Consider the following 25,403-nt stretch of genomic DNA (forward strand, 5'->3'; position numbering starts at 1 on the left):
GCGCCGATCTTGTGGGGGGATTTCAGAATGAAACCTGTATATATTCTGCTCGGCGCGGGCGTGATCGCCTTGGCCGGGTGTCAGAGCCTTTTCAACAGGGGCGAAACCTATGACCGGGGCACGGTCACGGTCGAAAACACCGATTACCAGATTTTCGAGCGGGTCCGCAGCACCGATGCGACCATTGACGATCCAAGAAACGATCCGACGGCGACCCGCGCGGTCTATGCAAGGGTCGGGACCGGGGCGACTGTCTATTGCGGACAAACCATCGCCGGATGTGAAGCCGCGATCCGCCGCTTCAATGCCGGAACGCAATCCAGCGACGAGATGTACTGACCCAGCCCCACCGCCCCTGACGAACGGCGCACCCGCGATTGAGGGACCGCGCCGCCTGTAGTAACGTCGCGTGCATAACAACAAGGCGCAGTTGCAGGCGGATGACCGCATTGGACGAATACCGACGGCTGGAGGCCCTGGGCCTCTGGCGGGAGCGGGCCGAGGACCAGAGGCGCGAGGTTGTCGTGTCCCTGGGCGACGCGACGCTTGTGATGTCGGCCCCGTCGGGGGAAGCGGTCGGCCATTGGTCCCTGCCCGCCGTCGAACGGCGCAATCCCGGCAAGTCGCCCGCCCTCTTCGCCCCCTCTTCCGACAGCGAGGAGGAATTGGAGATCGCCGACGCGGAGATGGTGGCGGCCATCGAGCGTATCCGCACCGCCATCGCACGCTCCCGCCCCCGGCCCGGACGCCTGCGCCTTGTGCTGGCGGCGGGCGTGATTGCGGCCATCGCCCTCCTTGGCCTGTTCTGGCTGCCCGGCGCGTTGACCCGGCAGACCGTGTCCCTCCTGCCCGATGCCAAGCGCGTGGAAATCGGGGAGGATCTTTTGACCGAGATGATCACGATTGCCGGTCGTCCCTGTGGCGGGCAAGGCGGGCGCACCGCGCTGATGCGCCTGTCCGTGCGCACCTTCGGGACGGAGGATGCGCCCCGCCTGATCCTCTTCCCGTCCCTGATCCCCGAGACCACCAGCCTGCCCGGCAATTTCATCGTCACCTCCGCCTCCCTGGCCGAGGATTACGAGACGCCGGAGGTCTTTGCGGGCTACCTGCTGGCCGAAGGGCTGCGCCGCGACCTCCGCGACCCGGTGGAGATCTTCCTGACCGAAGCGGGCCTCGGCGTCACCTTCCGCCTTCTGACCACCGGCGCCATCCCCGAAGACGCGATCCACGCCCACGCTGCGCGCCTTCTGTCGCGCGGCGTCTCCGCCTTGCCCGACGATGCCCTGATCGACCGCTTCGCCACGGCTCGCATCTCGACCCAGCCCTATGCCTTTGCCCGCGACGTCTCGGGCGAGTCGGTGCTGGGGCTGATCGAGGCCGACCCGATGCGGGGCCAGGCCAATGAGCCGGTACTGAGCGACGCCGATTGGGTCAGCTTGCAGGAAATCTGTTCCAGCTGAAACCATGCCCCCGCCACGAATGCCCGCTCCACGAAAAAAGGGCGCGATCCCCCGCGCCCTTCCCTCAATACGGTTCATGTCCCGTCAGTTGCGGGTCATCGCCCCGGGGAAGCCCGCGCCACGGGCCTGCAACAGCGCGCGGCCAAGCGATTGCGGATCGCCGTAGGGCCCCGCCATCACCACGAACAGGGTCGATCCCTGGCGGCGCACCTGGCCGATCCGCGCGGGCAGCCCGGCGGCCGACAGCCGTTGATAGGCGGCGGCGGCCTCGGCCTGTCCGCCGAACGTACCGGCCAGAACGTGGCGGTGCCCGGCCCCCACGCGCACTTCGTTGGACGGTGCCTCCGCCGCGGGAACCCGCGCGCGCGGCGCACGCACGTCGCCCCCGTCGCCCAATGCCGGACGCGAAGATGACGCCACGACGCTCACGCCATGGCCCGCGCCGCCGGTCCCGGCATAGCTGATCTGGGCATTGGCATGGCCGCTGAGCGGCACCGACGCCAAGCGGCGCGGCACGGTGTCGGTCCAGACCTGCAACATCTGCGCCTCTCCGGCGGGTGTGCCGATGCCGCGATAGGGGTTCAAGCGGCCATCTTCCCAGGCCAGCTCGTATCCCGGCGGCGGCGCGCTCAACGCGAAACTGCGCGGCGTGCCGGTGATCGGCTCTCCGCCCCCGATGCCAAGGCCCGATTGCGGGCCGATGATGGTGCCGTCGCCCGGGTGGCGCGCCTGCGGGCCGCAGCGCACGTCGTCGCCGGTGAAATAGGGTTGCGCATTGGCCGGCAGGTTCGGGCAGCCGGTGACACCGACGGTCGGTGCGATCACCGTCACCGCCGCGGGGGCCGCAACGGGTGCGGGCGTGCGCACGACCGGCGCTGGCGCGGGTGCGGCCGCGATCACGGGCGCAGGGGCCGCAGGTGCGGGGGCCACCGGATCTTCCCCGATGATAACGACCGTATCGTTGGAGGCCAGGTCCGGTGCGGCCTGTCCGCCGCCGCCCGACGGCTGGAAGCCGCAGACCGCGCGCCGGTCCCGACCCACGCGCGGCACCCATTCTGTCGCCGCGCCAAAGCCCACGCGCACGAACACGCAGCCGCGGCTGTCGACATATTGATCGCCGGAATAGCTGGCCGGCGGCAATTCCGCCGGAACGGCCTGGGCCAGTGATGCGTTGCTTGTCCCAAGGCTGGCAGCCAGCCCGATGACGGCAACGCGGAGAATAAACGTCTTCGCCATGCGAAACTCCCCCACAGAAATCGCTTGTGGATAGTTTGGGCGAGTCGTGCCGTTAAGTAAAGGCAGGCAAAGGACTATTTCGTCCCGAACATCCGGTCGCCCGCATCCCCCAGCCCCGGCACGATATAGCCGTGATCGTTGAGATGGGTGTCCAAAGCCGCGGTGACGATGGGCACGTCGGGATGCGCCTCCTTCATGCGCGCCACACCTTCTGGTGCCGCCAACAGGCACAGGAACCGGATGTTGCGTGCGCCGCCCTCCTTCAGAAGGTCGATCGCAGCCGCCGAGGAATTGCCGGTGGCCAGCATCGGGTCCACCACGATGGTCAGCCGATCCTCGATCGCATCCGGCACCTTGTAGTAATATTGGACCGGTTGAAGCGTCTCCGGATCGCGGTAGAGGCCGACGAAGCCCACCCGCGCATTCGGAATAAGCTCCAGGATTCCGTCCAACAGGCCATTGCCCGCGCGCAGAATCGACACCAGCGCCAGCTTCTTGCCCGCGATCGTCGGTGCTTCCATCGTCTGGATCGGCGTCTCGACCTGCATCGTCGTCATCGGCAATTCCCGCGTCACCTCATAGGCCAGCAGGTGGCTGATTTCCCTCAGCAATTGGCGGAACGACTTGGTGGAGCAATCCTTGTCCCGCATCAGGGTCAGCTTGTGCTGCACCAGCGGGTGATCGACGATGGTCAGGTGATCTTTCATGGCTTCAAACGCTCCCGTATCGTGTCGCGCGTGGCATCGTCGCAAAACGCCGCCTCCAGCGCGGTTTGGGTGATCTCTTCAAAATCCTCTTCGCCCCAGCCGAAGGCCCTCTCCAGCCCCTCGTATTCGCGGGTCATGTTGGTGTGGAAGAACGGCGGATCGTCAGTGGACACCGTCACCTTCACCCCCCGTTTCCGCAATTTCTGGATCGGATGGGCGGCCAGGCTCGGGTAGACGCCAAGGAACACGTTGGAGCCGGGGCAGACCTCCAGCACGATACCACGCTCGGCCAGCACGTCGCACAGGGCCGGATCGTCAATCGCCTGCACCCCATGTCCGATCCGCGCCGGGTTCAGGTCCTCCACCGCTTCGCGGACCGATGCGGCACCGCCCCATTCGCCCGCATGGGTCGTGATCTTCAGCCCCGCCTCCCGCGCGCAATCGAAGGCCCATGTGTAATCGGCCTGGTGGCCCACCATCTCGTCCCCGCCCATTCCGAAGCCCACGATCCAGTCGCCCGCCGTTTCCGTCGCGCAGATGGCCGGCGCGCGGGCGCGTTCGGGGCCGAAATGGCGGATGCAGGTGACGATGCCGCGCAGCGTGATGCCCAGATCGCGCTCCGCCTCCTCCGCCGTCTGGCGGATCGCGGCAAGGTAGTCCTTCCACGCCTCCACATCGCCGCCACCGCAGAAATCGGGGCTCAGGAAGCTCTCGGAATAGACCACGCCATGTTCGGCGCTTTCCTCCAGCACCGCGCGGGTCAGGCGGGCAAATTCCTCCGGGCCGGTCAACACGCTTGTCGCCGCCTCATAGACCGACAGGAAATGGTTGAAATCGCGATAGGCATAGGTGCCGTCCTCGCGGAAGATCCGGCTCAGATCGACGCCCTTCTCCGCCGCCAGACCGCGGATGAAGGCAGGCGGCGCCGCACCCTCGTGGTGCAGGTGCAGCTCGATCTTCTTGACGTCTTTCACAGAAAACTCTCCCCCGCGCCGCGATCCGGCAGGCCCAGATGGGCCGCCACGGAGGCCCCGATATCGGCAAAGCCCCGCACGCCCACCTGCCCCGAATACGGCCCCTTGGCAAGGACCGGCACCCGCTCTCTCGTGTGGTCGGTGCCGGGCCAGGTCGGGTCATTGCCGTGATCGGCGGTGAACAGCATCAGATCGTCGGGGCGCAGCGCGTTCAGGACCGATCCGATCTGCGCATCGAACCATTCCAGGTGCCGCGCGTAGCCCGACACGTCCCGGCGATGGCCGTAAAGACTGTCGAATTCCACGAAATTGGCGAAGGTCAGGCTGCCGTCCTCCGCCGTCTCCACGCATTGCGACAGATAGCTCATCAGGTCCCGGTCCGGCCCTTTCAGCACGTGGCCCGCGCCGCGCCCGGCGAAGATGTCCCGGATCTTGCCGATCGTGTAGGTTGTCCGCCCCGCCGACGTGGCCCAATCCAGCAGCGTCGTGCCCGGCGGCTCAATCGCGTAATCACGCCGGTTGCCGGTCCGCTCATAAAGTCCGGGCGGGCCGGTGAAAGGCCGCGCGATCACGCGCCCGACCTTCATCGCGTGCAAATGCGGCGCAAGCGCCTCACACAGCCGCAGCAGACGGTCGAGGCCGAAGCTCTCCTCGTGGGCGGCGATCTGGAAAACGCTGTCGGCGGAGGTGTAGCAGATCGGCCAACCGGTCTCCTCGTGCCGCTCCCCCAGCCGCGCGATGATCTCCGTGCCGGAAGCGTGTTCGTTGCCCAAGATGCCATCCGTTCCCGCGATCTCGCACACTTTCGCGATCACCTCGGCCGGGAAACTGCCGGATGTTTCGGTGAAATAATGCCAGTCCCACGGCACCGGCAAACCGGCCAGCTCCCAATGGCCCGAAGGCGTGTCCTTGCCCGGGCTGACCTCCTCCGCCACGCCCCACAGACCCTCGGGCAGGGCATCCAGCCCCTCCGCCCGCGCGCCGGTGGACAGGCGGATCGCCGCCCCAAGGCCAAGCGCGTCGAGGTTCGGCATCTTCAGCAAACCCGACCGCCCCTCATCCGCGCGCCCCTCCGCGCAGGCCGCAGCGATATGGCCCAGCGTGTTGGACCCGGTATCGGGCAGGTCGCCGTTGAAGAACGCACCGGCATCCGGCGCGCCGCCGCAGCCGACGGAATCCATTACGACAAGAAAGGCGCGGGGCATGTCAGGCAATCCTTTCGTGGATCAGGGGCGGCGCGTCGACGCGCGACCCCGACAGCGTGAAGGCGCCGCGGACGGCGGCGGCGACCTTCCGGCCCTCCTCCTCCGTCGCGCAATGGATGCGCGCCAGCGGCACCGCATCATCCACACGCGTTCCGATCTCGGCGATGTCCGACAGGCCCACGGCGGGATTGATCCGGTCCTCGGCGCGCAAGCGTCCCCCGCCTAAGTGCACCACCGCCTCCCCCAGGGCGCGGGTCTCCACGCCGGTGACATGGCCGGGCTCCGTCGCGTGGACATCCATCATCACCCGCGCGGCGGGCAGACGGTCCGGCCAGCGTTCCACGAAATCGACAGGCCCGCCCAGTTCGGCCACCATCTCTCCGAACACCTCCGCCGCGCGCCCGTCGCCCAGCGCCGCCGCGATCCGCCCCTCCCCGTCGGCGGCATCTGCAGCCAGCCCGCCCAGGGCCAGAACCTCTCCGCCCAAGGCAATCGTCAGGCGCACAAGGCGCGCCTCCATATCCGGCTCGGTCAGGGCCTCCATCACCTCGATCACCTCCAGCGCATTGCCTGCGGACCGGGCCAGCGGCTGGTTCATGTCGGTCACAAGGGCCGAGGTCATGCAGCCCGCGCCCTGCGCCGTGCCGACCAGCGCCTGGGCCAGCGCAATCGCATCGGCCTCCGTCCCCATGAAGGCGCCCGTCCCCAACTTCACGTCAAGGATCAGCGCCTCCAACCCCGCGGCCAGCTTCTTGGACAGGATCGACGCGGTAATCAGGTCCACCGACGGCACGGTCCCCGTCACATCGCGCACCGCGTAAAGGCGCTTGTCGGCGGGTGCGATATCGGCACTCGCCCCCACGATGGCACAGCCGACATCGGCCACGATCTCCTGCAAATCGTCGGTGGCGATATTGCTCGTGTAACCCGGGATCGCCTCCAACTTGTCGAGTGTACCGCCCGTATGCCCCAGCCCGCGGCCCGAGATCATCGGGACAAACGCGCCGCACGCCGCCAGGGCCGGCGCCAGCAGCAAGGACACGCAATCCCCCACGCCGCCCGTGGAATGCTTGTCGATCACCGGCCCGTCCAGCCGCCATTTCAGCACAAGCCCGCTCTCGCGCATCCCGTGGGTCAGGTGAACGCGCCCCTCCTCACCAAGACCCCGCTGGCAAACCGCCATGGCAAACGCCCCGGCCTGCGCATCGCTCACCTCGCCATTGGCCAGGCCCTCGGCGAACCAGAACATCTCCGCCTCCGACAGGCGCGTGCCGTCGCGCAATTTCGACAAGATGCTGCGCGCGTCGAACATCGCGCGGCTCACGTCACCTTGGCCATGTGGCCCGCATCGAACGATCCCGGCAGAAGCGCCGCAACGCTGGTCCGCTCCGACAGGCCCGCCGTGGTGGCAAGCGTCACGACCACGTCGCCATCGGCGAATTCCGCAAGCTTCTGGCGGCAACCGCCGCAGGGTGGGACGGGCGTGGGACTATCGGCGATGACGGCGATTTCGGTGATGCGCGTGTCGCCCTGCGCGATCATCGCGGCAATCGCCCCGGCCTCCGCACAGGTGCCTTCGGGATAGGCCACGTTTTCCACGTTACATCCGACATGCAAATTGCCGTCGGTGGACCGCAGGGCGCAGCCCACCTTGAATTTCGAATACGGCGCGTGGGCATTCTCTCGCACCCGCGCCGCTTCGTCGATCAATGCAATCTGCTCTGCCATGGCACCGGGTCCTTGCTGAAGTTTTGTGCAGTTTGGGGCGCATGATCCCCAAGCGCAAGATGCTCAACCCGGCGCGTCCTGTAACGCCGCGATCACCTCCAGGAGCCGGTCGAGATCGTCGCGCAAAGGTGCGTGGAACGGCGCAAGCTGGTCGGTCCGCCCGCGTTTCGCAGCGATGTTCAGGCTTTCGGCCAATTGGCACAGGCGTCGCGCGCCCACCGCGCCGGAGATGGCGATCAGGATATGGGTCTGAGAGCGGATCTGCGCCGCGTCCGTCGCCGCGACCCCGATGCCAAGCGCATCGCGCACCGAATGCAGGTCGGCGACCAGCCGGGTGAGCAATTCGGCCCGATCCTCCGGCCCCGCCGCCTCCAGCAGCGCATCGAGGCGCCCCCGATCGAACGCGACCGAGTCGATGGGAATTCGGGTCGGGTCCGGGGCGCTGTCCGGCCCGATGCGCCCCGCATAGCGCAGGATCGCGTTGCCGAATTCGGCGATCTGCCCGATGGGCTTGCCGATGATCCCGTCCGCGCCCGCCTCGTAGATCGCCTCTCGGTTGTCGCGCAGGACGTAGGCCGTGATCGCCACCAGCGGCAGGCGGCACAGAGGCTCGGGATCGGCGCGCGCGCGCTCCATCACCTCCAGCCCCGACAGGCCCGGCATCTCGATGTCGATCAGGCCAAGGTCGAACCCGCCATTCCGCAGGGCCGCAAGCGCCGCGTGGCCATCGGCGACGAACGTGGTCCGCGCCCGCATCCGCGTCAGCATCTTGTCGAGGATCATCTGGTTGGTCAGGTTGTCCTCCGCCACCAGGATGCTGAGGTCCGACAGATCCGGCAGGGCCTCCTCCGTCGCGCCCGGTGCCGGGTCCGGGGCGCCCGCGCCGTCCCAATCCAGCGCGTCTGGTCCGATCCGCAATTCCGCCACCGCGCCGCCCCGGTCAGGATCGTTGCCCAGCGACAGTTCGCCCCCGATCTCCGCACTCAGCGCGCGGGCGATCTGCAATCCCATGCCGGTGCCGCCCGTGGCCCCCGTGGCCCGCGTGGCCCGCGCCTCCGCCAGGGCCGACAGGATCGTGTCGGGAAAGCCGGGCCCGGTATCGACCACGCGCAGGATCAGCCCCGCCTCGCGCGTCGCCGTCACGTCCAGGCGCACATCCGCGCCCCGCCCGTGGATCAGCGCGTTGCCCACCAAATTCGCCACGATCCGGTCCAATGCCACGGGCGACACGCGCACCAGCTCGGGCAAATCCCCCGCCTCTCGCATCGTGAACGTCCCACCGCGCTCCGCCGCGCGTCCGGTCCAACGCTCCCGCAACGTCTCCAGCCATTCGGCCAAGCCCACCGGCCCCGCCCCCGGCCCCCGCGTGCCTTCACCCGCGGCGGTCATCAGCGCGTCATCGACAAGGGCGGCCAGCGTATCGGCGGCGGCGCGCACCCGCGCCATCTGGGTCTGCATCGTGGGGTCGAGCCGCCCGATCTCCACCAGCCGCAAGCCCCCGATCACGTCGGACATGGCGGATCGGATATCGTGGGACAGGTGCTGCAACGCATCGTGCATCTGCATGCCCTCGGGGATCGTCACCGGGGTGAGGTCGGATGCATCGACATTGGACGCCATGGAACCTCCGCTCCGCTCAGCCTTCACCCGACCCTAGCAGCCCCCGCGCGGCCCCTTCAATGGCCCGGTGTCACCCGTAATGGCTGACCGGCGTGCCCGCGAGGGCGGAGATGTTCAGCAATCCCCGCGCCGTGATCGACGGGGTGACGATATGGGCACGGTTACCCATCCCCATCAGGATCGGCCCGACCTCCAGGCCGTTGGCCCGCGTCTTGAGGATGTTGCGCGTGGCCCCCGCCGCATCGGTCGACGCGAAGACAAGCGCGTTCGCCGCCCCTTCCAGCCGACAATTCGGGAAGATGCGTGCACGCAATTCGGGGTCGAGCGCCGCATCCACGTGCATCTCCCCCTCGTAGCAGAAATCGGCCCCGCGCGCGTCGAGGATATCGAGGGCCGCGCGCATCCGCCGCCCACTGTCACTGTCGAGGTTGCCGAACTGACTGCCGGAACACAGCGCGATCTTCGGCGCGATCCCGAACCGCCCGATATGGCGCGCGCAGCTTTCCACCGTCTCCGCGATCTGCTCGGGCGTGGGCGTGGGGTGGACATGGGTGTCGGCGATGAACAGCGGCCCGTCTTCCTGGATCATCAGGCTCAGCGCGCCGACCGGGTGGCAGCCATCGGTGCCCAGCAATTGCTGGATGTAATTCAGGTGCCACGAATATTGCCCGAAGGTGCCGCAAATCAGCGAATCCGCCTCCCCGCGATGGACCATGACCGCGCCGATCGCGGTGGTGTTGGTGCGCATGATCGCGCGCGCCAGGTCGGGGGAGACGCCCTTGCGTGCCATGACCTTGTGATAGGTCTCCCAGTAATCGCGGTAGCGGGGATCGTTTTCCGGGTTCACCAGCTCGAAATCCTGCTCCGGCCGGATTACGAGGCCCGCCCGTTCGATCCGCGCCGCAATCACGTCGGGCCGTCCGATCAGGATCGGCTTGTCTGTGGTCTCCTCCACCATCGCCTGGGCCGCGCGCAGGACCCGCTCGTCTTCCCCCTCCGCGAAGACGATATTTCGCTCCGCCGTAGCGGCGGCGTCGAAGACGGGGCGCATGATGAAGGCCGATTTGAAGACCGACTGGTTCAGCTTCGCGCGATAGGCCTTGATATCCTCCAGGGGCCGCGTGGCCACGCCCGATTCCATCGCCGCCTCCGCCACCGCGCCCGCCACAACCGCGACCAGGCGCGGATCGAACGGTTTGGGGATCAAATACTCCGCCCCGAAGGTCAGCTGCTCGCCCTTGTAGGCGGCCGCCGCTTCCGCACTGGTCGTGGCACGCGCAAGTTCCGCGATGCCCTCGATGCAGGCCAGTTGCATCGCGTCGTTGATCTGCGTCGCGCCCACATCCAGCGCCCCGCGGAAGATGAACGGAAAGCACAGCACGTTGTTGACCTGGTTTGGAAAATCGCTGCGCCCGGTGGCGATGATCGCGTCCGGTGCCACCTCCCTTGCGGCGTCGGGCAGGATCTCGGGCGTGGGATTGGCCAGCGCGAAGATAATCGGGCGCGGTGCCATGCGCTGCACCATCTCGGGCGTCAGCACACCGGGGCCGGACAGGCCCAGGAACAAATCCGCGTCCCCGATCACATCGCCCAGCGTCGCGGGCGCGTCCCCTTGCGCGAACGCATCTTTCTGGGGCGTGGAATTGGCGCGCCCCTCATGGACCAGGCCGTCGATATCGCACAGCCAGACATTTTCCCGCTTAACGCCTAGCTTGAGCAGCATGTTCAGGCACGCGATCCCCGCCGCGCCACCGCCGGTGGAGACGACCTTGATGTCCTCGAACCGCTTGCCCGCCACGTGCAGCGCATTGGTCGCCGCCGCCCCCACGACAATCGCCGTGCCGTGTTGGTCGTCGTGGAAGACCGGGATGCCCATCCGCTCCCGGCACAATTGTTCAACGATGAAACAATCCGGTGCCTTGATGTCTTCTAGGTTGATCGCGCCGAAGGTCGGCTCCAGCGCGCAGACGATATCGGCCAGCTTTTCGGGATCGGATTCGTTCACCTCGATATCGAAGCAATCGATGTTGGCGAATTTCTTGAACAGGACCGCCTTGCCTTCCATCACCGGCTTGGAGGCGAGCGCGCCGATATTGCCAAGGCCCAGAACCGCGGTGCCGTTGGACACGACCGCAACCAGGTTCCCGCGCGACGTATAGCGGGCGGCATTGGCCTCATCTGCCTTGATTTCAAGGCAGGCCTCCGCCACGCCGGGGGAATAGGCGCGGGCCAGGTCGCGGCCATTGGCCAGCGGCTTCGTGGCCCGGATCTCCAGCTTACCGGGGCGCGGGTTCTCGTGGTAATGCAGCGCCGCCTCGCGCAGGCCAACCGGATTGTCGTCGCTCATCCCAACACCCCTCCCCAAGGTTGTTTAACGTTAAACGGTCTCTACCACCCGCCGCCGCACTTTACCCTGCGACACCTGCGCGCCGCCCGGGCAACGTCACTGGAACTGCTCGCGCAGCAACCGTTCCTCCAGCCCGTGTCCCGGATCGAACAGGATGCGATGCTCCACCGACGGCTCGGACCGGATCACCACATCGGCAACCGCCTTGACCGACCGGCTGTCGGCATCGGCCATGACGGGGCGTTTTTCCGGCTCCACCACCTCGAAGCGCACGATCGCGCCCTTGGGCAGCAGGGCCCCCCGCCATCGCCGGGGCCGGAACGCCGCCACCGCCGTCACCGCCAGCACATCCGCCCCGATGGGCAGGATCGGCCCGTGGGCGGAGTAATTATACGCGGTCGAGCCTGCGGGCGTGCTCACCAGCGCCCCGTCACAGACCAATTCATCCAGCCTTTGCTTGCCATCGACATGGATGCGCAGCTTGGCGGCCTGTGGCCCCGCGCGCAGCAGGCTCACCTCGTTGATCGCCAGCGCCTCCGTGACCTTGCCGTCCACGCCCGTCGCTTTCATGTGCAGCGGGTTGATGACCGCCTCCTCCGCCGCTTCCAGCCGGTCGATCAGGCCGTCTTCCCCGTAGGTGTTCATCAAGAAGCCGACCGTGCCGCGGTTCATTCCGTAGACCGGGGCGGGCAGATCCTGAGTTCCGTGCAAGGTGGCCAGCATGAACCCGTCGCCGCCCAGGGCCACGATCACGTCCGCATCCTCGGGTCTGTGCGTGCCATAGCGCGCATCCAGCCGGGCCTTGGCCTCCTGGGCCAGCGGCGTATCGGACGCCATGAACGCGATGTTGCGCGCAGCCGGCATGGCGGACCCTTCCCTGTCGTGCCTCGTCGGGATCAAGCATTGCGCGCGCCCATGGGAAACACAATCCCGCATGGGCGACACGCTGCCCGCGCAGCGGCCCCGATTTGCCGGTTTGCACGCCCATCGCGTCGCGTTCCACCCTTCCCCGCAGGCGCAATCTGCCCTACATCGCGCAGCAAGCCTGCCCCAAGCGCCCAAGGAGAGTTCCATGAACGCCGCCCACCGTGACGAGACCTTTTTCACCGAAAGCCTGGAATCCCGCGACCCGGAGATTTTCGCGGCAACCCGCAAGGAACTGGGCCGCCAGCGCGACGAGATCGAGTTGATCGCGTCGGAAAACATCGTCTCGGCCGCCGTGATGGAAGCCCAAGGCGGCGTGATGACCAACAAGTACGCCGAGGGCTATCCGGGCCGCCGCTATTACGGCGGGTGCCAGTATGTCGACATCGCGGAGGAGCTGGCGATCGACCGCGCCAAGCAGCTGTTCGGGTGCGATTTCGCCAATGTGCAGGCCAATTCCGGCTCGCAGGCCAACCAGGGCGTGTTCACAGCGCTCCTGCAACCGGGCGACACGATCCTCGGCATGTCCCTCGATGCGGGCGGTCACCTGACCCACGGCGCCAAGCCCAACCAATCGGGGAAGTGGTTCAACGCGATCCAGTACGGCGTCCGCCAGCAGGACCTGGAGCTTGATTACGACCAGGTCGCGGAATTGGCGACCGAGCACAAACCCAAGATGATCATCGCGGGCGGCTCCGCCATCCCCCGCATCATCGACTTCGCCCGGATGCGCGAGATCGCGGATTCCGTCGGCGCCTACCTCCTCGTGGACATGGCCCATTTCGCGGGAATCGTGGCGTCGGGCCATTACCCCTCCCCCTTCCCCCATGCCCATGTCGCCACCACGACCACCCACAAAACCCTGCGCGGCCCCCGCGGCGGCATGATCCTCACGAATGAGGAAGCTATTGCGAAGAAGGTGAACTCCGCCATCTTCCCCGGCATCCAGGGCGGGCCGCTGATGCACGTGATCGCCGCCAAGGCCGTGGCCTTCGGTGAGGCGCTGCGCCCCGGCTTCAAGGATTACCAGAGCCAAGTGATCGCCAACGCACAGGCGCTGGCCGATCAGCTGATGAAGGGCGGCCTCGATATCGTCACCGGCGGCACCGACACGCATTTGATGCTGGTCGATCTGCGGCCCAAGGGCGTGAAGGGCAACGCCACTGAAAAGGCGCTCGGCCGCGCGCACATCACCTGCAACAAGAACGGCATCCCGTTCGACACCGAAAAGCCCACCATCACCTCCGGCATCCGCCTCGGCTCTCCCGCCGGCACGACCCGCGGTTTCGGGGAGCCCGAGTTCCGCCAGATCGCCGACTGGATCGTCGAGGTGGTGGACGGTCTCGCCGCCAATGGCGAGGACGGGAACGAGGCGGTCGAAGCCAAGGTCCGGGCCGAAGTTCAGGCGCTGTGCGACAAGTATCCGCTCTACCCCAACCTCTGAGCCCCGGCGGATTGATATAGCATTGATCTACCCGGCCGGGCCACGGGTTCGACCAAACCCAAACAAAACCGCCCCGGAGATACCGGGGCGGTTTCGCTTTTCTCAGGCGACCCGGATCAGGCGGCGTCCTTGATCGCCTCCTCCAGCATCTTCTCGTTGCGGGCATCCTCGATCCGCTTCAGCCGATCCTCGTCCATCCGCATGTCGAAGCGGTACTTGACCACGTTAATCAGGCTCAGCGTCAGCAGGAAAATCCCCATCGCCCAATAGCCCTTGGTGGCCAGCGGCACGTCCGTGGACAGCCACAGCGACAGGCCCAGAAGCGTGTAGGCCAACGCCACGCCGATGAAATTCAGGTTCAGGATCAAGGTGTTGTGGTGACGGTCAAACATGTCGTTTCTCCTCGTTCGGTGCTTTGATTACTTGGTGTCAGCTTGCGCCCGCAGACGGCTCAGCACGTCGGCGGCGGTGGATTTCGTCGGATCGCCGAAGCCCGCTTCGGCCAGCCGGTCGGCCATGTCGGTGCGGTCCAGGCCCTGGTCGATTTCCTTCAGGATCTGGCTCTGCTCGAACGGGTCGTCGCGGTTGAGTACCCGCTGGATCAGCGCCTCCGCCTCCTCGAAGGCCGTGTCCTGGGCCACGTGGCGGCCCAATCGCTTCTGGATATCGGCCTCCCTCTTGGCTGCGCGCGCCGCGACAGCCCCTTGTTTCAGATCAATAATCCGGCGGTTGGCGGCCTCCACCGATTGCCGCAGCTGCAAGATCCGGCTCTCCAGCCGCCGCACCGTCTCGCGCCGCAGGGTCAGCTCGTTTTCCAGCTGCGCGATGGCACCGGCAGCCTCGGTCGCAAGGTCCTCCCGCCCGTCGGACAGTGCGTCCGTCGCCCGGCTCGTCAGGTCGGAAATCCGGTTCTCCAGCGCCGTGACCTGACGCATTTCCGAACGTTCGCGCTGGATCAGCGAGGCCAGCGAAAACTTCGCCGCCTTCAGGCTCGCCTCCGCCTCCCGGATCTTTTGGTCAATCAATTCAATGCAGAAATGATCGCGCAGGCGTTCCTCGGCCCGGGCATTTGCCCCGTCGAACAGCGTGGTCAAAGTTCTCAACATCGTCTTCTCCAAAATTGAACAACGTTCACAAATTGGATGTAGCGATTCCCTGAACGATGTTCAAGAACTTTTTTGAACGTTGTTCAGGTTTTTTGCCCGACTTGCTCCAGAAGCAGGCGGATCATGGTGCGCAATTGTTCTCCCGGAACGCCGGAGATGCGGTTTTCAAGGCCCAGAAGGACAATGCCGTGGACCGAGGAAAACAAGGTGCGCGTCATCAGATCGAGCTGTCGGTCATCGAAATCGGGAAAAATCTCCGACAGCGGCGCGGTGATATAGGCGAAAAGCTGTGCCATCGCCTGCGCGTACCACGCGGGCACCGGCCCGTCGGACCGCATTTCCACGTCGAACAACGCGCGCCACAGCTTCGGATGATCGCCCGCGAATTGCAGATAGGCATGGGACATCGCGATCAGGCGGTCGTTCGGGGCCTCGTGTTTCGTGTCGGCCACAACCGCGCCCACCGCGGCGCCCAGGCGCGCGAAGGTGCGTCCGTTCACCTCCAGCGTCAGGGCGTGCAGATCGTCGAAATGGGTGTAAATCGCGCCCACCGCGCAATCCGCCTGCCGCGCCAATTCCCGCGCCCTGAGTGAGGCAAGCCCCTCCCCCGCGATCTGCGCCTCGGCCAAATCCACGAGTTTCTCGCGCAATGCCGCTTTTCGGGCTTCGACTTTTCCTGCCACCTTGCTTCTCCTTGAACGTGGTTCAGTCCCTAGCAGGCAGAGGGAGGTAAGGAAAACCTCCAATCGCATTGGCGGGGTTTTGCGCAGCATTGTGCAAAACGGGGGTCATGTTGCAGCATTTCTCCTGCCATGGCACTTTGCACAATCGTAAACGGAACCTAAATGCATCCCCGGGCGTTCACCCACGCGCCTCTCACGCCTTAGGGCAAGATCGTAGACCATTTTTTGCTTTCGAGACCTGGACCGGACCCATGCACGCCTCCCCGACCCGTCCCGAGATTACGCCCAATTACCGCAAGGAAGCGGAGCGTGAGATTCGCCGCTTCGTGCGCGACTGGACCAGGCGCGACGATCGCCTTGCCGCGCTGAGCTATTTTGGCACCTTCGCCGTCTATTTCCTGACCCTGTGGCTGGCAATCACGGCCTGGCCGACCTGGTGGCTGGTTGTTCCCCTGATCGTCATCAACGCGGCCTCCGGCGTGCGCCTTTACGTGCTGCAACACGATACCGGGCACAATTCGCTGTTCTCCACCGCCCGGCTCAACACGCTGGCGGGCCACGCGCTCAGCACCTTCACGCTCACGCCCTTTGCCGTGATGCAGCACAACCACAACGAACATCACAGCCATCTCGGCAATCTTGAAGAGCGGGACACGACCGAGATCTTCACCATGACGCTTCGCGAATGGAATGCGGCCGACTGGAAAAAGCGCCTGTTCTACCGCCTCTACCGCAATCCCGCCCTCATGATTCCGATCGGCGGGCTCTTTACCTATGTTTTCGCCTATCGCTGGCCCAAGAATGCCGGTCGCATCGCGCCGCGCCAAGTCATCTTGCACAACCTGGCCCTTGCGGGCTGGATCGCGCTGATCTGGGCCTTTGCCGGTGTGCCGGGCCTGATCGTCTATGGCGGGACCGTTTTCGTGGCGGCCTGTCTGGGCGTCTTCCTCGTCTATCTTCAGCATAATTTCGAGGATACGTGGTGGGACCGCAAACCGGACCTGAACCCGGCGCGCGCCGCGCTCCAGGGCTCCTCCGCGCTGGATCTGGGGTGGTGGTTCGATCTGGCCGTCGCCAACATCACCTATCACGACATCCATCATTTCAACGCGAACATCCCCTCCTACCGGCTGCGCGTGTGCCACCGCGCCCTGCGCAAGCATTACGACGTGCAGACCATCGGCTGGGGGGAGGCGCTGCGCTCCTTCACCCTGAAGCTCTGGGACGAGGATGCGGAGCGTCTGGTGCCGTTTCCCAAGGAACGGCAGGTCGTGCCCCCGATCGTCCCGGCGGAATGACTTCCCCGCCCGGCCCTCACTCCGGGCGGACCACCTTGCGCACCATCTCCCAATAGATCGTTTCGACATCCGCGCGGGTCAGGCGGCCATCGTCGCGAAACCATGTCGTCACCCCCGTCAGCATGGAGATCAGCGCCATCGTCGCCAGTTTCGGGTCCGCGATGTCGAACGCGCCCTCCGCAAGCCCCGCGCGCAGGATCGCCTCCAACCGGTTCTCGTAATCCCTTCGCAGCCCCTCGATCACCACGAAATTTCCGGGCGCGAGGTTGCGCAGCTCCATATAGGCGATGAACACCAGGTCCGGGCGGTCAAGGTGATAGCGGATGTGATGACGGGCGAAATCCTCCAGCTCCGCCATCGGGCCGCCACCGGGCGGGGCCCAATCGCTCAGCAGATCGTCCATGTGATCGCGCATCAGCTCGAACAGAAGCGTCTGCTTGTCAGGCGTGTAGAGGTAGAGCGCGCCGGCCTGCACCCCGACCTCCGCCGCGATCTGGCGCATGGAGACGGCCGCGAACCCATGGCGCGCGAACAGCCGCAGCGCCGCCTCGCGCACCTTCGGGCCGGTGGTTCCGGCGTGGCTGCCCTGGGTTCTGGCCATGGGCGAAGAGTATCTGAACGAGCGTTCAATTCAACCGCGCTCTCTGGACTCGTCCCCTTGGCGCGCGTTACCCATATCCCATGCGTGCCGCCCTCGCCCTCCTTTGTCTCAGCCTTGCCGCCTGTGCGCCGGGAATGCCCGAATTGCACCAGCGCCTGAGCGTGGAGGCGCGCGCCGCCGAGTATCCGCAACTCGTCCCGCTCGGCCCGCTGCTGAGCCAGGTTGACGCCCCCGCCCCCCGCGCCGCCGCACGCGAAGGGCTGAGCCTTGAGGCCCGCGCGGAGGCCCTGCGCCGCCGCGCCGCCTGGCTGCGGAATATGCCGCTCTAGGCACGGCCCGCGTTGCAGCGTCCCGCCGGGTCCGCTAAAGCGGCCCAAGACATGCAAAAGCGCCCGGAGGCTCAGATGAGCGACCCAATCAGACTTGGTATCGCCGGACTTGGCACCGTGGGTGTGGGCGTTGTGAAAATCGTCCAGCGGCAGGCCGCCCTGCTCAGCGCGCGCACGGGCCGCGACATCACGATTTCCGCAATCTCCGCCCGGTCGCGCGGCAAGGACAGGGGCGTGAAACTGGACGCCTATGCGTGGGAGGATGATCCCGTCGCGCTGGCCAAACGCGACGACGTGGACGTGTTCGTGGAATTGATAGGCGGCGAAGACGGCCCCGCCAAAGACGCGACGGAGGCCGCCCTGTCCCTCGGCAAGGACGTCGTCACCGCCAACAAGGCGCTTCTTGCCCATCACGGCCAATCGCTCGCCGAAATGGCGGAGGGCAATGGCAGCGCGCTCCGTTACGAGGCCGCGGTGGCCGGCGGCATCCCGGTGATCAAGTCCCTGACGGAGGGGCTGGCCGGCAACCGGATCACCCGCGTCATGGGCGTGATGAACGGCACCTGCAACTACATCCTCACCCGCATGGACGAAGACGGATTATCCTACCAGGCGGCGTTTGATGAGGCCGACGGGCTCGGCTTTCTGGAAGCCGACCCGAACCTCGACGTGGGCGGCATCGACGCGGGCCACAAGCTCGCCATCCTCGCCTCTATCGCCTTCGGCACCCGCGTGGCCTTCGGCAACATGCGGCTGGAGGGGATCGGCAAGGTCTCCATCGACGATATCCGCCGCGCGGGCGATCTGGGCTACAAGATCAAGCTTCTGGGCGTGGCGCAGATGACGGGCCGGGGGCTGGAACAGCGCATGACACCCTGCCTCGTCCCCGCCACCTCGCCGCTGGGCCAACTTGTCGGCGGCACCAACATGGTCGTGATCGAAGGCGACGCGGTGGACCAGATCGTCCTGCGTGGCCCCGGCGCGGGCGAAGGCCCCACGGCAAGCGCCGTCATGGGCGACATCTGCGACATCGCGCGCGGCCTGCGCCTCGCCGTCTTCGGCCAACCCGCCGACAGCCTGGTCGAGGCCACACCCGCCAACGCCGAAAGCCCCGCCTGCTTCTATTTGCGGCTGGAGCTGGTCGACAAACCCGGCGCACTGGCCAAGGTCGCCACCGCGCTCGGCGAAAACGGCATCTCCATCGACCGGATGCGCCAATACGACCACGACGCCAGCAACGCGCCCGTGCTCATCATCACCCACCGCGCCGCCCGCCCCGACCTGGACGCAGCCCTCGCCGCCCTGCCCGCCACGGGTGTTGTGGCCGGTGATCCCGTCGCGCTCAGGATCGAGGACGTCTGAGGCCGGGACGAAGCCCTTCCCGCAGATCGCGGCGAAGGGCGGGATCGGCCCGCGCATTCGCTGTCTTGCAAGCCCGCGAATGTCGGATTTGCCACAGAACGCCTACGATTAGTCTTCAACCTCGGCCTTCAGCTCGGCGTTGAACACTTGGTACATCGGCAGCAATTGCGCCACGAAGTTCGCCGCATAGGGATTGCCCACGATTTCGTCCGATTGCACAAACAGGGTCTGATCCCCACACGCCTCCACCCGATAGAGGTGGTTGTCATGGCCGCCGCCGATGTCTTCCGGGAATGGGTCCGACCACCCGATCACGCTGCCTTCATCGTAGATCAGAGTGTGGGGGATCGTCATGACGTTGGGTTCGCCGTCCTCCGTCGTGCCAAAGATGAATGTGATCGTAACGCGTCCACCATCTTCGATGTCACCGGTCATGCCCTGAAGCGTGCCGGAGCTCCAGCTTGCCATGGCGTCGAAGTCGGTCAGCGTGGCCCAGACCGCCGCCGGGGTGGCGTCGATCAGAACAGATGTGTCCACAATTGCGTGGGTGGCGCTGAGCTGTGTGATGCTTCCGTGCATCAAGGTCGCGTCGCAGGAGGTTTCGGCTGACAGCGGCGTAGAGATGACAGCGGTAAGGGCGCTCGCGGCTAGAAATGTGGAAAGCTTCATGATCACTCCATTCGTATCGGTTTGGATTGCGTAGGTGAAACAGGCGTCGGCGATCATTTGCTGGGATCGCCGGACGCCCAGGCAACACCGTCGCCGCGGTCCATGGTCGCCATCTTGGCCATGTCAGCATCGTCGATTGAGAAAGAGAAGAGGTCGAGATTTTGACGCATCCGCTCCGGGTTCAGGCTCTTGGGCAGCACGGCGTAACCACTCTGGACACCCCACCGCAGCAGAAGCTGAGCTTCCGATACGCCGTATTTCTCGGCCATGTCCTTGAAGGCTGTGCCGTCCGCTTTCATCTCGTCGGTCTTGGCGCTGTCCTGACCGGGCTCCGTCCGCCACGTCGATAGCGGCACAAGGCTGCTGTAGGCGATTGGCGCGATCTCATGCTTGGCCATGAAGGCCAAAAGGTTCGGTTTCTGGGACCATGGATGCAACTCGATCTGATTGGCATCGGGCATTGGCAGTCCGGCTTCGGCAATCTCATCAAGGTGGCTTTCGTTGAAGTTGCTTACGCCCACCGCGCGGGCTTTGCCGCTGGCTTGCAGATCCAGCACTGCGCGCCACTGCTCAAGGCGCAAGTCGCCACCGTAAGGCGCGTGGATCAGGTACAGGTCCACGTAGTCCAAGCCCAGACGCGCAAGGCTTGCGTCACATTCCTCGATGGTTTGCGCACCGCTCTTTGCCGCGTCGCCCCAAGCGGGGTTGCCCGGCCAAAGCTTGGCCGTGACGAACAGGTCGGCGCGGGTCAGCCCCTCGGCGTTCAGCCCCTGCCTGATCCCGGCACCGACAGGTTCTTCGTTCCGATATCCCGAGGCCGTGTCGATGTGCCGATACCCCGCCGCAATCGCAGACCAAATTGCCCCTTCGGCATCGTCATTCGAAATCAGGTATGTACCGAACCCGACTGCGGGAACGGCGGCTTCCGCGTTCAGGGCGAAGGTGGGTTGCGATGCAGACATGCGATGCTCCGTTCAATTACATGGTCGACCCAAAGCTACGGACACGGCGCGTTTGCGTCCTGCCAGATTCTCCGACAGTCTTGTCGATTCCTCCGAACGGCGGTGTTAATGCGTGATTTTGGCCTGCTGGGTTGGTAGGGGTCGGGAAAGGAGTTTCCGATGTCACTGGATCGGCTAAATCATCTGGCAGCAGAGCTGGAAGCACGGGATATCGCGGCTTCCGGTAGAATCCTGCCATCAGCCCATATCTTCCAACGCACAGAGGTCACTGCGTTTGAAGCCGTGGTCTACAACCCTGTCATTTGTCTGATCCTACAGGGACAGAAAGAAATGAGCGTTGGACAACGGGTCATCGAACTTGAAGAGGGCGACGTGCTCGTGGTCAGTCATGACTTGCCGGTGGCCTCCAAGATCACCCAAGCCAGTGCGGAGCGTCCCTACCGCGCGCTCATATTCTCATTGGATTTGAGCATCCTGCGGGGTCTGTACGAACAGGTCGGCGAAGCTGTGTCCCACAAGGATCACGCGACGTCCTTGTCCGCGAGCCCAGCCGATCCTGCATGGACCGAGCCGATGGCCCGTTACCTGGAGCTGATGGATGCGCCAATGGACGCTCAAGTCCTCGGCCCGATGATCTTGAAAGAAATCCACTATCGTCTCCTCCTGTCACCGATTGGTGGCATGTTGCGAAATCTTCTGTCTGTGGATAGCCATGCCAGCCGTGTCGCAAAATCCATCCAGCAGATCAGGGCCAGATTTCGGGAACCTCTGTTGGTTGGCGAGTTGGCGCAAGTTGCCGGAATGAGCCAATCCTCGTTTCATGAGCACTTCAAATCCGTGACGGGCACAACCCCACTTCAATACCAAAAGGATCTGCGGATGATTGAGGCGCGCACGCTTTTGGAACGCGGCGTCCCGTCCGTGTCGTTCGCGGGGTTCGAAGTTGGGTATGAAAGCCCGACGCAATTCAGCCGCGACTATTCCCGCAAATTCGGATGTTCGCCCAAACATCACCTTGCACGCGCGTCCTAGACTACGAAGCCCACCTACGAGAGCGGACAATCGTATCATTCAATGAAAGCTTCCTTCGTCCCGCAAGACGGATTTCGCGAACCGAATGGCGAACGGAAGCATCGCCCCAGCACCGTTCACCTCAGCCGCTGCCAACCATACCCTCCGTGCCCATCACACCGGCTACCTATTCAGCGATGAATAGAGCACGTGCCTCAATGGCCGTTTCCATTCACTAATGAATGATCAACGTGATACCACCTGCACCAGAACCTGACCGCCCCCGTTAGCGCCCCCAGCCTTGTCGCCCCTCCCCCCGCCCGGTATGGCAGGGGAAACGGGGCTGACAATCGCGCAAGGGACTTTCATGGCCAAGACCGACTTCAACGACCGCACCCTCTCCCTCGGCCTCGCCCGCGTGTCGGAGGCCGCTGCCATCGCCAGCGCGCTCTGGATCGGGCGCGGGGATGAGAAGGCCGCCGATCAAGCCGCCGTCAACGCCATGCGCGAACAGCTCAACAAGCTCGACATCAAGGGCGTCGTGGTGATCGGTGAAGGGGAGCGGGACGAGGCCCCGATGCTGTTCATCGGCGAGGAGGTCGGCTCCGGCACCGGCCCCGACGTGGACATCGCGCTCGACCCGCTGGAAGGCACGACCCTGACTGCCAAGGACATGCCCAACGCGCTGACCGTGATCGCCATGGGCCCGCGCGGCTCCATGCTGCACGCGCCCGACGTCTACATGGAAAAGCTCGCCATCGGGCCGGGATACCCCGAAGGGATCGTATCGCTCGACCAAACCCCGGGCGAACGCGTGCGCCTTTTGGCCGCCGCCAGGCAATGCACGACCTCCGACATCACCGTCTGCGTCCTCGACCGCCCGCGCCACGAGGCGATGATTGCGGAACTGCGCGACACCGGCGCCGCGATCCGGCTGATCACTGATGGCGACGTGGCCGGTGTCATTCATTGCGCAGAGGCCGAGCAGACGGGCATCGACATGTATATGGGCCTCGGCGGCGCGCCCGAAGGGGTTCTGGCCGCGGCGGCGCTGAAATGCATGGGCGGGCAGATGTGGGGCCGCCTGACCTTCCGCAATGATGACGAGAAGGCCCGTGCCGCCAAGGCCGGGATCACCGATCTCGACCGTATCTATTCCCGCGATGACATGGTCACGGCGGACGTGATCTTTGCCGCCACCGGTGTCACCGACGGCTCCATCCTGCCCGGCATCAAGCGGGAGCCGACGCACCTGACGACCGAGACGATACTGATGCGCTCCAAGACCGGGTCGGTCCGGCGGATGAGCTACCGGAACCCCCGGCATTGAAGGGTTCCGTGTTGACGCGCATCCCTATCCGGAGACCGGTTCCCCACTTTCGGGGCGCGCCCTGATGGCCTCCGCGCTGATCCTGATCGACATCCAGCACGGCTTCGACGATCCTTGTTGGGGCGCGCGCAACAATCCCGGCGCAGAGGAAAACGCCGCCCGCCTTCTGGCCGCCTGGCGCAAGGCCGCCGCGCCCATCTGCCACATCCGCCATATCAGCGTGGAACCGGGCAGCCCGCTTGTGGGCGACGGCGCGGCCTTCAAGGCAGACGTCGCGCCCCAAGGCCATGAGCCGATCTTCGAAAAACACGTCAACTCCGCCTTTATCGGGACGGAGCTGGAGGATCACCTGACCCATGCCAGCGTCGGCGATCTGGTGATTTGCGGGCTGACCACGCCCCATTGCGTCTCCACCACTGCGCGGATGGCGGCCAATCTGGGGTTCGCGGTGCGACTGGCCCACGATGCCTGCGCGGCGTTTGCGGCCAATGCCTCCACCGACTGGTCGCCGGGCATGACACCGCTTGATCCGCAAGTGATCCACGACAGCGCGATCAGCCATCTGCACGGCGAATTCGCCCGCGCCATGGCCACCGACGCTATCCTGACCGAGGGACCATGAGCTTTTTGGGGGTGGAGAATTCCCTGACCGGGCGGACATGGATCGGACCATCCGACGACGTCGCGCGGCTGACCCAGACCCTGATCCAACGTGCCGATCTGGACCCGGCCGTGGCCGCGATCCTCGCCCGCCGTGGGGTATCGCCCGAGGACTCGGCCAGCTTCCTCAGCCCCGCCTTGCGGGACCTTCTGCCAAACCCCATGGGCCTGCGCGACATGGAGCCGGCCGCCGACCGGATCGTCCGCGCCGCTCAGGGCGGCGAACGGATCGCCATCTTTGCCGATTACGACGTGGATGGTGGCTCGTCGGCGGCCCTGCTGATCTGGTGGCTGCGGGGCCTGAACCGTGACGCGACGCTCTACGTGCCCGACAGGATCGACGAAGGCTACGGGCCCAATGACGAGGCGATGGCCGCCTTGGCACGCGACCACGACCTGATCATCTGCGTGGATTGCGGAACCCTCAGCCACGGGCCGATTGCCGCCGCCAAGGGCGCGGACGTGATCGTGCTGGACCATCACCTGGCCGGTGCGGACCTGCCCGATTGTGTCGCCGTCGTGAACCCCAACCGACAGGACGAGGATGGGGTGAACGGCCACCTCTGCGCCGCCGGCGTGGTGTTCCTGGTGCTGGTGGACTGCAATCGCCGCTTGCGCGCCGCGGGCATCCCGGGCCCGGACCTGATGGCCATGCTCGACCTCGTGGCGCTGGCCACCGTTGCCGATGTCGCCCCGCTCATTGGTGTGAACCGGGCGCTTGTCGTGCAGGGGCTGAAGGTCATGGCGCGACGCCAGCGCCCGGGGCTCGTGGCGCTCAGCGATGTCGGGCGGCTGGATCGCGCGCCGACCTCCTACCACCTGGGCTTCGTCCTCGGCCCGCGGGTGAATGCCGGCGGGCGCATCGGGGCCGCCGATCTGGGTGCGCGGCTGCTCTCGACTGCCGACCGGGCAGAGGCGGAGGCGCTGGCCGCACGGCTCGACACGCTCAACACCGACCGGCGGGAGATCGAAATGCGGGTACGCGCGGCGGCGATGGAACAGGCGGAGGCGCGTGGCCTTGATGCGCCCCTTGTATGGGCGGCGGAGGAGGGCTGGCATCCGGGCGTCGTCGGCATTGTCGCCTCTCGCCTGAAGGACCACACGAGACGCCCCGCGATCGTCATCGGTTTCGACGGGCAGGCGGGCAAAGGCTCGGGCCGCTCGGTCGCGGGTGTCGATCTTGGCGCGTCGATCCAGAAACTCGTGGCCGAGGGGCTTATCGAGAAAGGCGGCGGCCACAAGATGGCGGCGGGCCTGTCGTTGAGCCGGGCGCAGCTGGAGCCTGCCATGGCCCGCCTGTCGGAGCTTCTGGCCAGGCAAGGCGCGGGCACCGGCGGCCCCGGCGATCTGCGCCTTGACGGCACGCTCATGCCCGGCGCGGCAACGCCCGAATTAATTGACAAGATCGAGGCCGCGGGCCCCTACGGCGCAGGTGCCCCTGCCCCGCGTTTCGCCATGCCCGCCCTTCGCATCCGTCACACGCGCCCGGTCGGAGAGGGACATCTGAAACTGACCCTTGGCGATGGCGGCCCGGTCAACATCGACGCGATCTGCTTTGACGCCGCACGCCTTGGCCTCGACGCGCTGCAAGCCCATAACGGACGCCCGGTCCACGTGGCAGGCCGGGTGGAGCTGAACCATTGGCAGGGCCGCACCCGCGCGCAACTGCGCCTCGACGATGCGGCCTGGGCGGAGGAGTGAATTTTGCGAAAGAATCCGCTTGAACCATCGCCCCGGTTTTCTTAGA

The 25,403-nt window shown here is 65.8% G+C and carries 25 protein-coding genes; 10 read left to right on the forward strand and 15 right to left on the reverse strand.

All coding sequences use genetic code 11. The features are described 5' to 3' along the window. The first annotated feature begins 27 nt into the window (after positions 1-27). Both KUW62_RS10855 and KUW62_RS10860 read left to right on the forward strand, forming a co-directional pair. Positions 28-339, forward strand: a complete 312-nt coding sequence (locus KUW62_RS10855) for a hypothetical protein (RefSeq protein ID WP_224815499.1) — start codon at positions 28-30, stop codon at positions 337-339. A 101-nt stretch (positions 340-440) separates the two neighbouring features. Next, positions 441-1,460, forward strand: a complete 1,020-nt coding sequence (locus KUW62_RS10860; protein WP_224815500.1) for a hypothetical protein — start codon at positions 441-443, stop codon at positions 1,458-1,460. Positions 1,461-1,544: 84 nt separating this feature from the next. Here the strand turns inward: KUW62_RS10860 and KUW62_RS10865 are convergent, their stop codons facing one another. From KUW62_RS10865 to KUW62_RS10905, 9 genes are all read right to left on the reverse strand, one after another. Continuing rightward, positions 1,545-2,696, reverse strand: coding sequence for an SPOR domain-containing protein (locus KUW62_RS10865; protein ID WP_224815501.1), 1,152 nt, complete (start codon positions 2,694-2,696; stop codon positions 1,545-1,547). A 74-nt stretch (positions 2,697-2,770) separates the two neighbouring features. Beyond that, positions 2,771-3,403: a uracil phosphoribosyltransferase gene (gene upp, locus KUW62_RS10870; RefSeq protein WP_224815502.1), complete on the reverse strand. Its 633-nt coding sequence runs from the start codon at positions 3,401-3,403 to the stop codon at positions 2,771-2,773. Continuing rightward, positions 3,400-4,377, reverse strand: a complete 978-nt coding sequence (locus KUW62_RS10875) for an adenosine deaminase (protein WP_224815503.1) — start codon at positions 4,375-4,377, stop codon at positions 3,400-3,402. The genes upp and KUW62_RS10875 overlap by 4 nt, the downstream gene beginning before the upstream one ends. Then, the gene (locus KUW62_RS10880) at positions 4,374-5,582 is read right to left on the reverse strand and encodes a phosphopentomutase (RefSeq protein WP_224815504.1); all 1,209 of its coding nucleotides are present in this window, start codon (positions 5,580-5,582) and stop codon (positions 4,374-4,376) included. The genes KUW62_RS10875 and KUW62_RS10880 overlap by 4 nt, the downstream gene beginning before the upstream one ends. Before the next feature lies 1 nt (position 5,583). Then, positions 5,584-6,894: a thymidine phosphorylase gene (locus tag KUW62_RS10885; RefSeq protein ID WP_224817092.1), complete on the reverse strand. Its 1,311-nt coding sequence runs from the start codon at positions 6,892-6,894 to the stop codon at positions 5,584-5,586. 8 nt (positions 6,895-6,902) lie between these two features. Continuing rightward, complete coding sequence (locus tag KUW62_RS10890; protein WP_255598853.1) at positions 6,903-7,310, reverse strand: cytidine deaminase; 408 nt, start codon at positions 7,308-7,310, stop codon at positions 6,903-6,905. Positions 7,311-7,373: 63 nt separating this feature from the next. After that, a complete protein-coding gene (locus KUW62_RS10895) occupies positions 7,374-8,930 on the reverse strand; it encodes an ATP-binding protein (RefSeq protein ID WP_224815505.1) in 1,557 nt (518 codons plus the stop codon). Positions 8,931-9,000: 70 nt separating this feature from the next. Continuing rightward, complete coding sequence (locus KUW62_RS10900) at positions 9,001-11,277, reverse strand: NADP-dependent malic enzyme (RefSeq protein ID WP_224815506.1); 2,277 nt, start codon at positions 11,275-11,277, stop codon at positions 9,001-9,003. 96 nt (positions 11,278-11,373) lie between these two features. Continuing rightward, the gene (locus KUW62_RS10905) at positions 11,374-12,141 is read right to left on the reverse strand and encodes an NAD kinase (protein ID WP_224815507.1); all 768 of its coding nucleotides are present in this window, start codon (positions 12,139-12,141) and stop codon (positions 11,374-11,376) included. 208 nt (positions 12,142-12,349) lie between these two features. Here KUW62_RS10905 and glyA point away from each other — a divergent pair, with 208 nt between their 5' ends. After that, entirely contained in the window at positions 12,350-13,645 is a 1,296-nt protein-coding gene (glyA, locus tag KUW62_RS10910) for a serine hydroxymethyltransferase (protein WP_224815508.1), read from the forward strand. Between the two features lie 116 nt (positions 13,646-13,761). Here glyA and KUW62_RS10915 read toward each other — a convergent pair whose 3' ends face one another. From KUW62_RS10915 to KUW62_RS10925, 3 genes are all read right to left on the reverse strand, one after another. Next, positions 13,762-14,037 carry a hypothetical protein gene (locus tag KUW62_RS10915; protein ID WP_224815509.1) on the reverse strand — a complete coding sequence of 92 codons (276 nt, stop codon included), beginning with the start codon at positions 14,035-14,037 and terminating at the stop codon, positions 13,762-13,764. A 27-nt stretch (positions 14,038-14,064) separates the two neighbouring features. Beyond that, a complete protein-coding gene (locus KUW62_RS10920) occupies positions 14,065-14,751 on the reverse strand; it encodes a PspA/IM30 family protein (protein WP_224815510.1) in 687 nt (228 codons plus the stop codon). Positions 14,752-14,834: 83 nt separating this feature from the next. Beyond that, positions 14,835-15,434: a TetR/AcrR family transcriptional regulator gene (locus KUW62_RS10925; RefSeq protein ID WP_224815511.1), complete on the reverse strand. Its 600-nt coding sequence runs from the start codon at positions 15,432-15,434 to the stop codon at positions 14,835-14,837. Positions 15,435-15,685: 251 nt separating this feature from the next. On the opposite strand from KUW62_RS10925, the gene KUW62_RS10930 reads away from it, so the two are divergent. Next, on the forward strand, positions 15,686-16,732 hold the full coding sequence (locus KUW62_RS10930) for a fatty acid desaturase (RefSeq protein ID WP_224815512.1): 1,047 nt from the start codon (positions 15,686-15,688) through the stop codon (positions 16,730-16,732). 16 nt (positions 16,733-16,748) lie between these two features. Here KUW62_RS10930 and KUW62_RS10935 read toward each other — a convergent pair whose 3' ends face one another. After that, on the reverse strand, positions 16,749-17,333 hold the full coding sequence (locus tag KUW62_RS10935; RefSeq protein ID WP_224815513.1) for a TetR/AcrR family transcriptional regulator: 585 nt from the start codon (positions 17,331-17,333) through the stop codon (positions 16,749-16,751). Between the two features lie 80 nt (positions 17,334-17,413). Between KUW62_RS10935 and KUW62_RS10940 the strand changes: the two genes are divergently transcribed. Both KUW62_RS10940 and KUW62_RS10945 read left to right on the forward strand, forming a co-directional pair. Beyond that, entirely contained in the window at positions 17,414-17,662 is a 249-nt protein-coding gene (locus KUW62_RS10940; protein WP_224815514.1) for a hypothetical protein, read from the forward strand. 75 nt (positions 17,663-17,737) lie between these two features. Then, the gene (locus KUW62_RS10945; RefSeq protein ID WP_224815515.1) at positions 17,738-19,024 is read left to right on the forward strand and encodes a homoserine dehydrogenase; all 1,287 of its coding nucleotides are present in this window, start codon (positions 17,738-17,740) and stop codon (positions 19,022-19,024) included. A gap of 108 nt (positions 19,025-19,132) precedes the next feature. Here the strand turns inward: KUW62_RS10945 and KUW62_RS10950 are convergent, their stop codons facing one another. After that, positions 19,133-19,693 (reverse strand): SRPBCC family protein, encoded by a 561-nt coding sequence (locus KUW62_RS10950; RefSeq protein ID WP_224815516.1) that lies wholly within the window; start codon positions 19,691-19,693, stop codon positions 19,133-19,135. 53 nt (positions 19,694-19,746) lie between these two features. Next, positions 19,747-20,655, reverse strand: coding sequence for an aldo/keto reductase (locus KUW62_RS10955; protein ID WP_224815517.1), 909 nt, complete (start codon positions 20,653-20,655; stop codon positions 19,747-19,749). A 159-nt stretch (positions 20,656-20,814) separates the two neighbouring features. On the opposite strand from KUW62_RS10955, the gene KUW62_RS10960 reads away from it, so the two are divergent. From KUW62_RS10960 to recJ, 4 genes are all read left to right on the forward strand, one after another. Then, the gene (locus tag KUW62_RS10960) at positions 20,815-21,687 is read left to right on the forward strand and encodes an AraC family transcriptional regulator (RefSeq protein WP_224815518.1); all 873 of its coding nucleotides are present in this window, start codon (positions 20,815-20,817) and stop codon (positions 21,685-21,687) included. A gap of 346 nt (positions 21,688-22,033) precedes the next feature. Beyond that, positions 22,034-22,996, forward strand: coding sequence for a class II fructose-bisphosphatase (gene glpX, locus KUW62_RS10965; protein ID WP_224815519.1), 963 nt, complete (start codon positions 22,034-22,036; stop codon positions 22,994-22,996). Between the two features lie 64 nt (positions 22,997-23,060). Further along, complete coding sequence (locus KUW62_RS10970; RefSeq protein WP_224815520.1) at positions 23,061-23,618, forward strand: cysteine hydrolase family protein; 558 nt, start codon at positions 23,061-23,063, stop codon at positions 23,616-23,618. Beyond that, on the forward strand, positions 23,615-25,357 hold the full coding sequence (gene recJ, locus KUW62_RS10975; protein WP_224815521.1) for a single-stranded-DNA-specific exonuclease RecJ: 1,743 nt from the start codon (positions 23,615-23,617) through the stop codon (positions 25,355-25,357). The genes KUW62_RS10970 and recJ overlap by 4 nt, the downstream gene beginning before the upstream one ends. The last annotated feature ends 46 nt before the right edge of the window (positions 25,358-25,403 follow it).

This window comes from Hasllibacter sp. MH4015, from assembly GCF_020177575.1.
GTDB lineage: Bacteria > Pseudomonadota > Alphaproteobacteria > Rhodobacterales > Rhodobacteraceae > Gymnodinialimonas.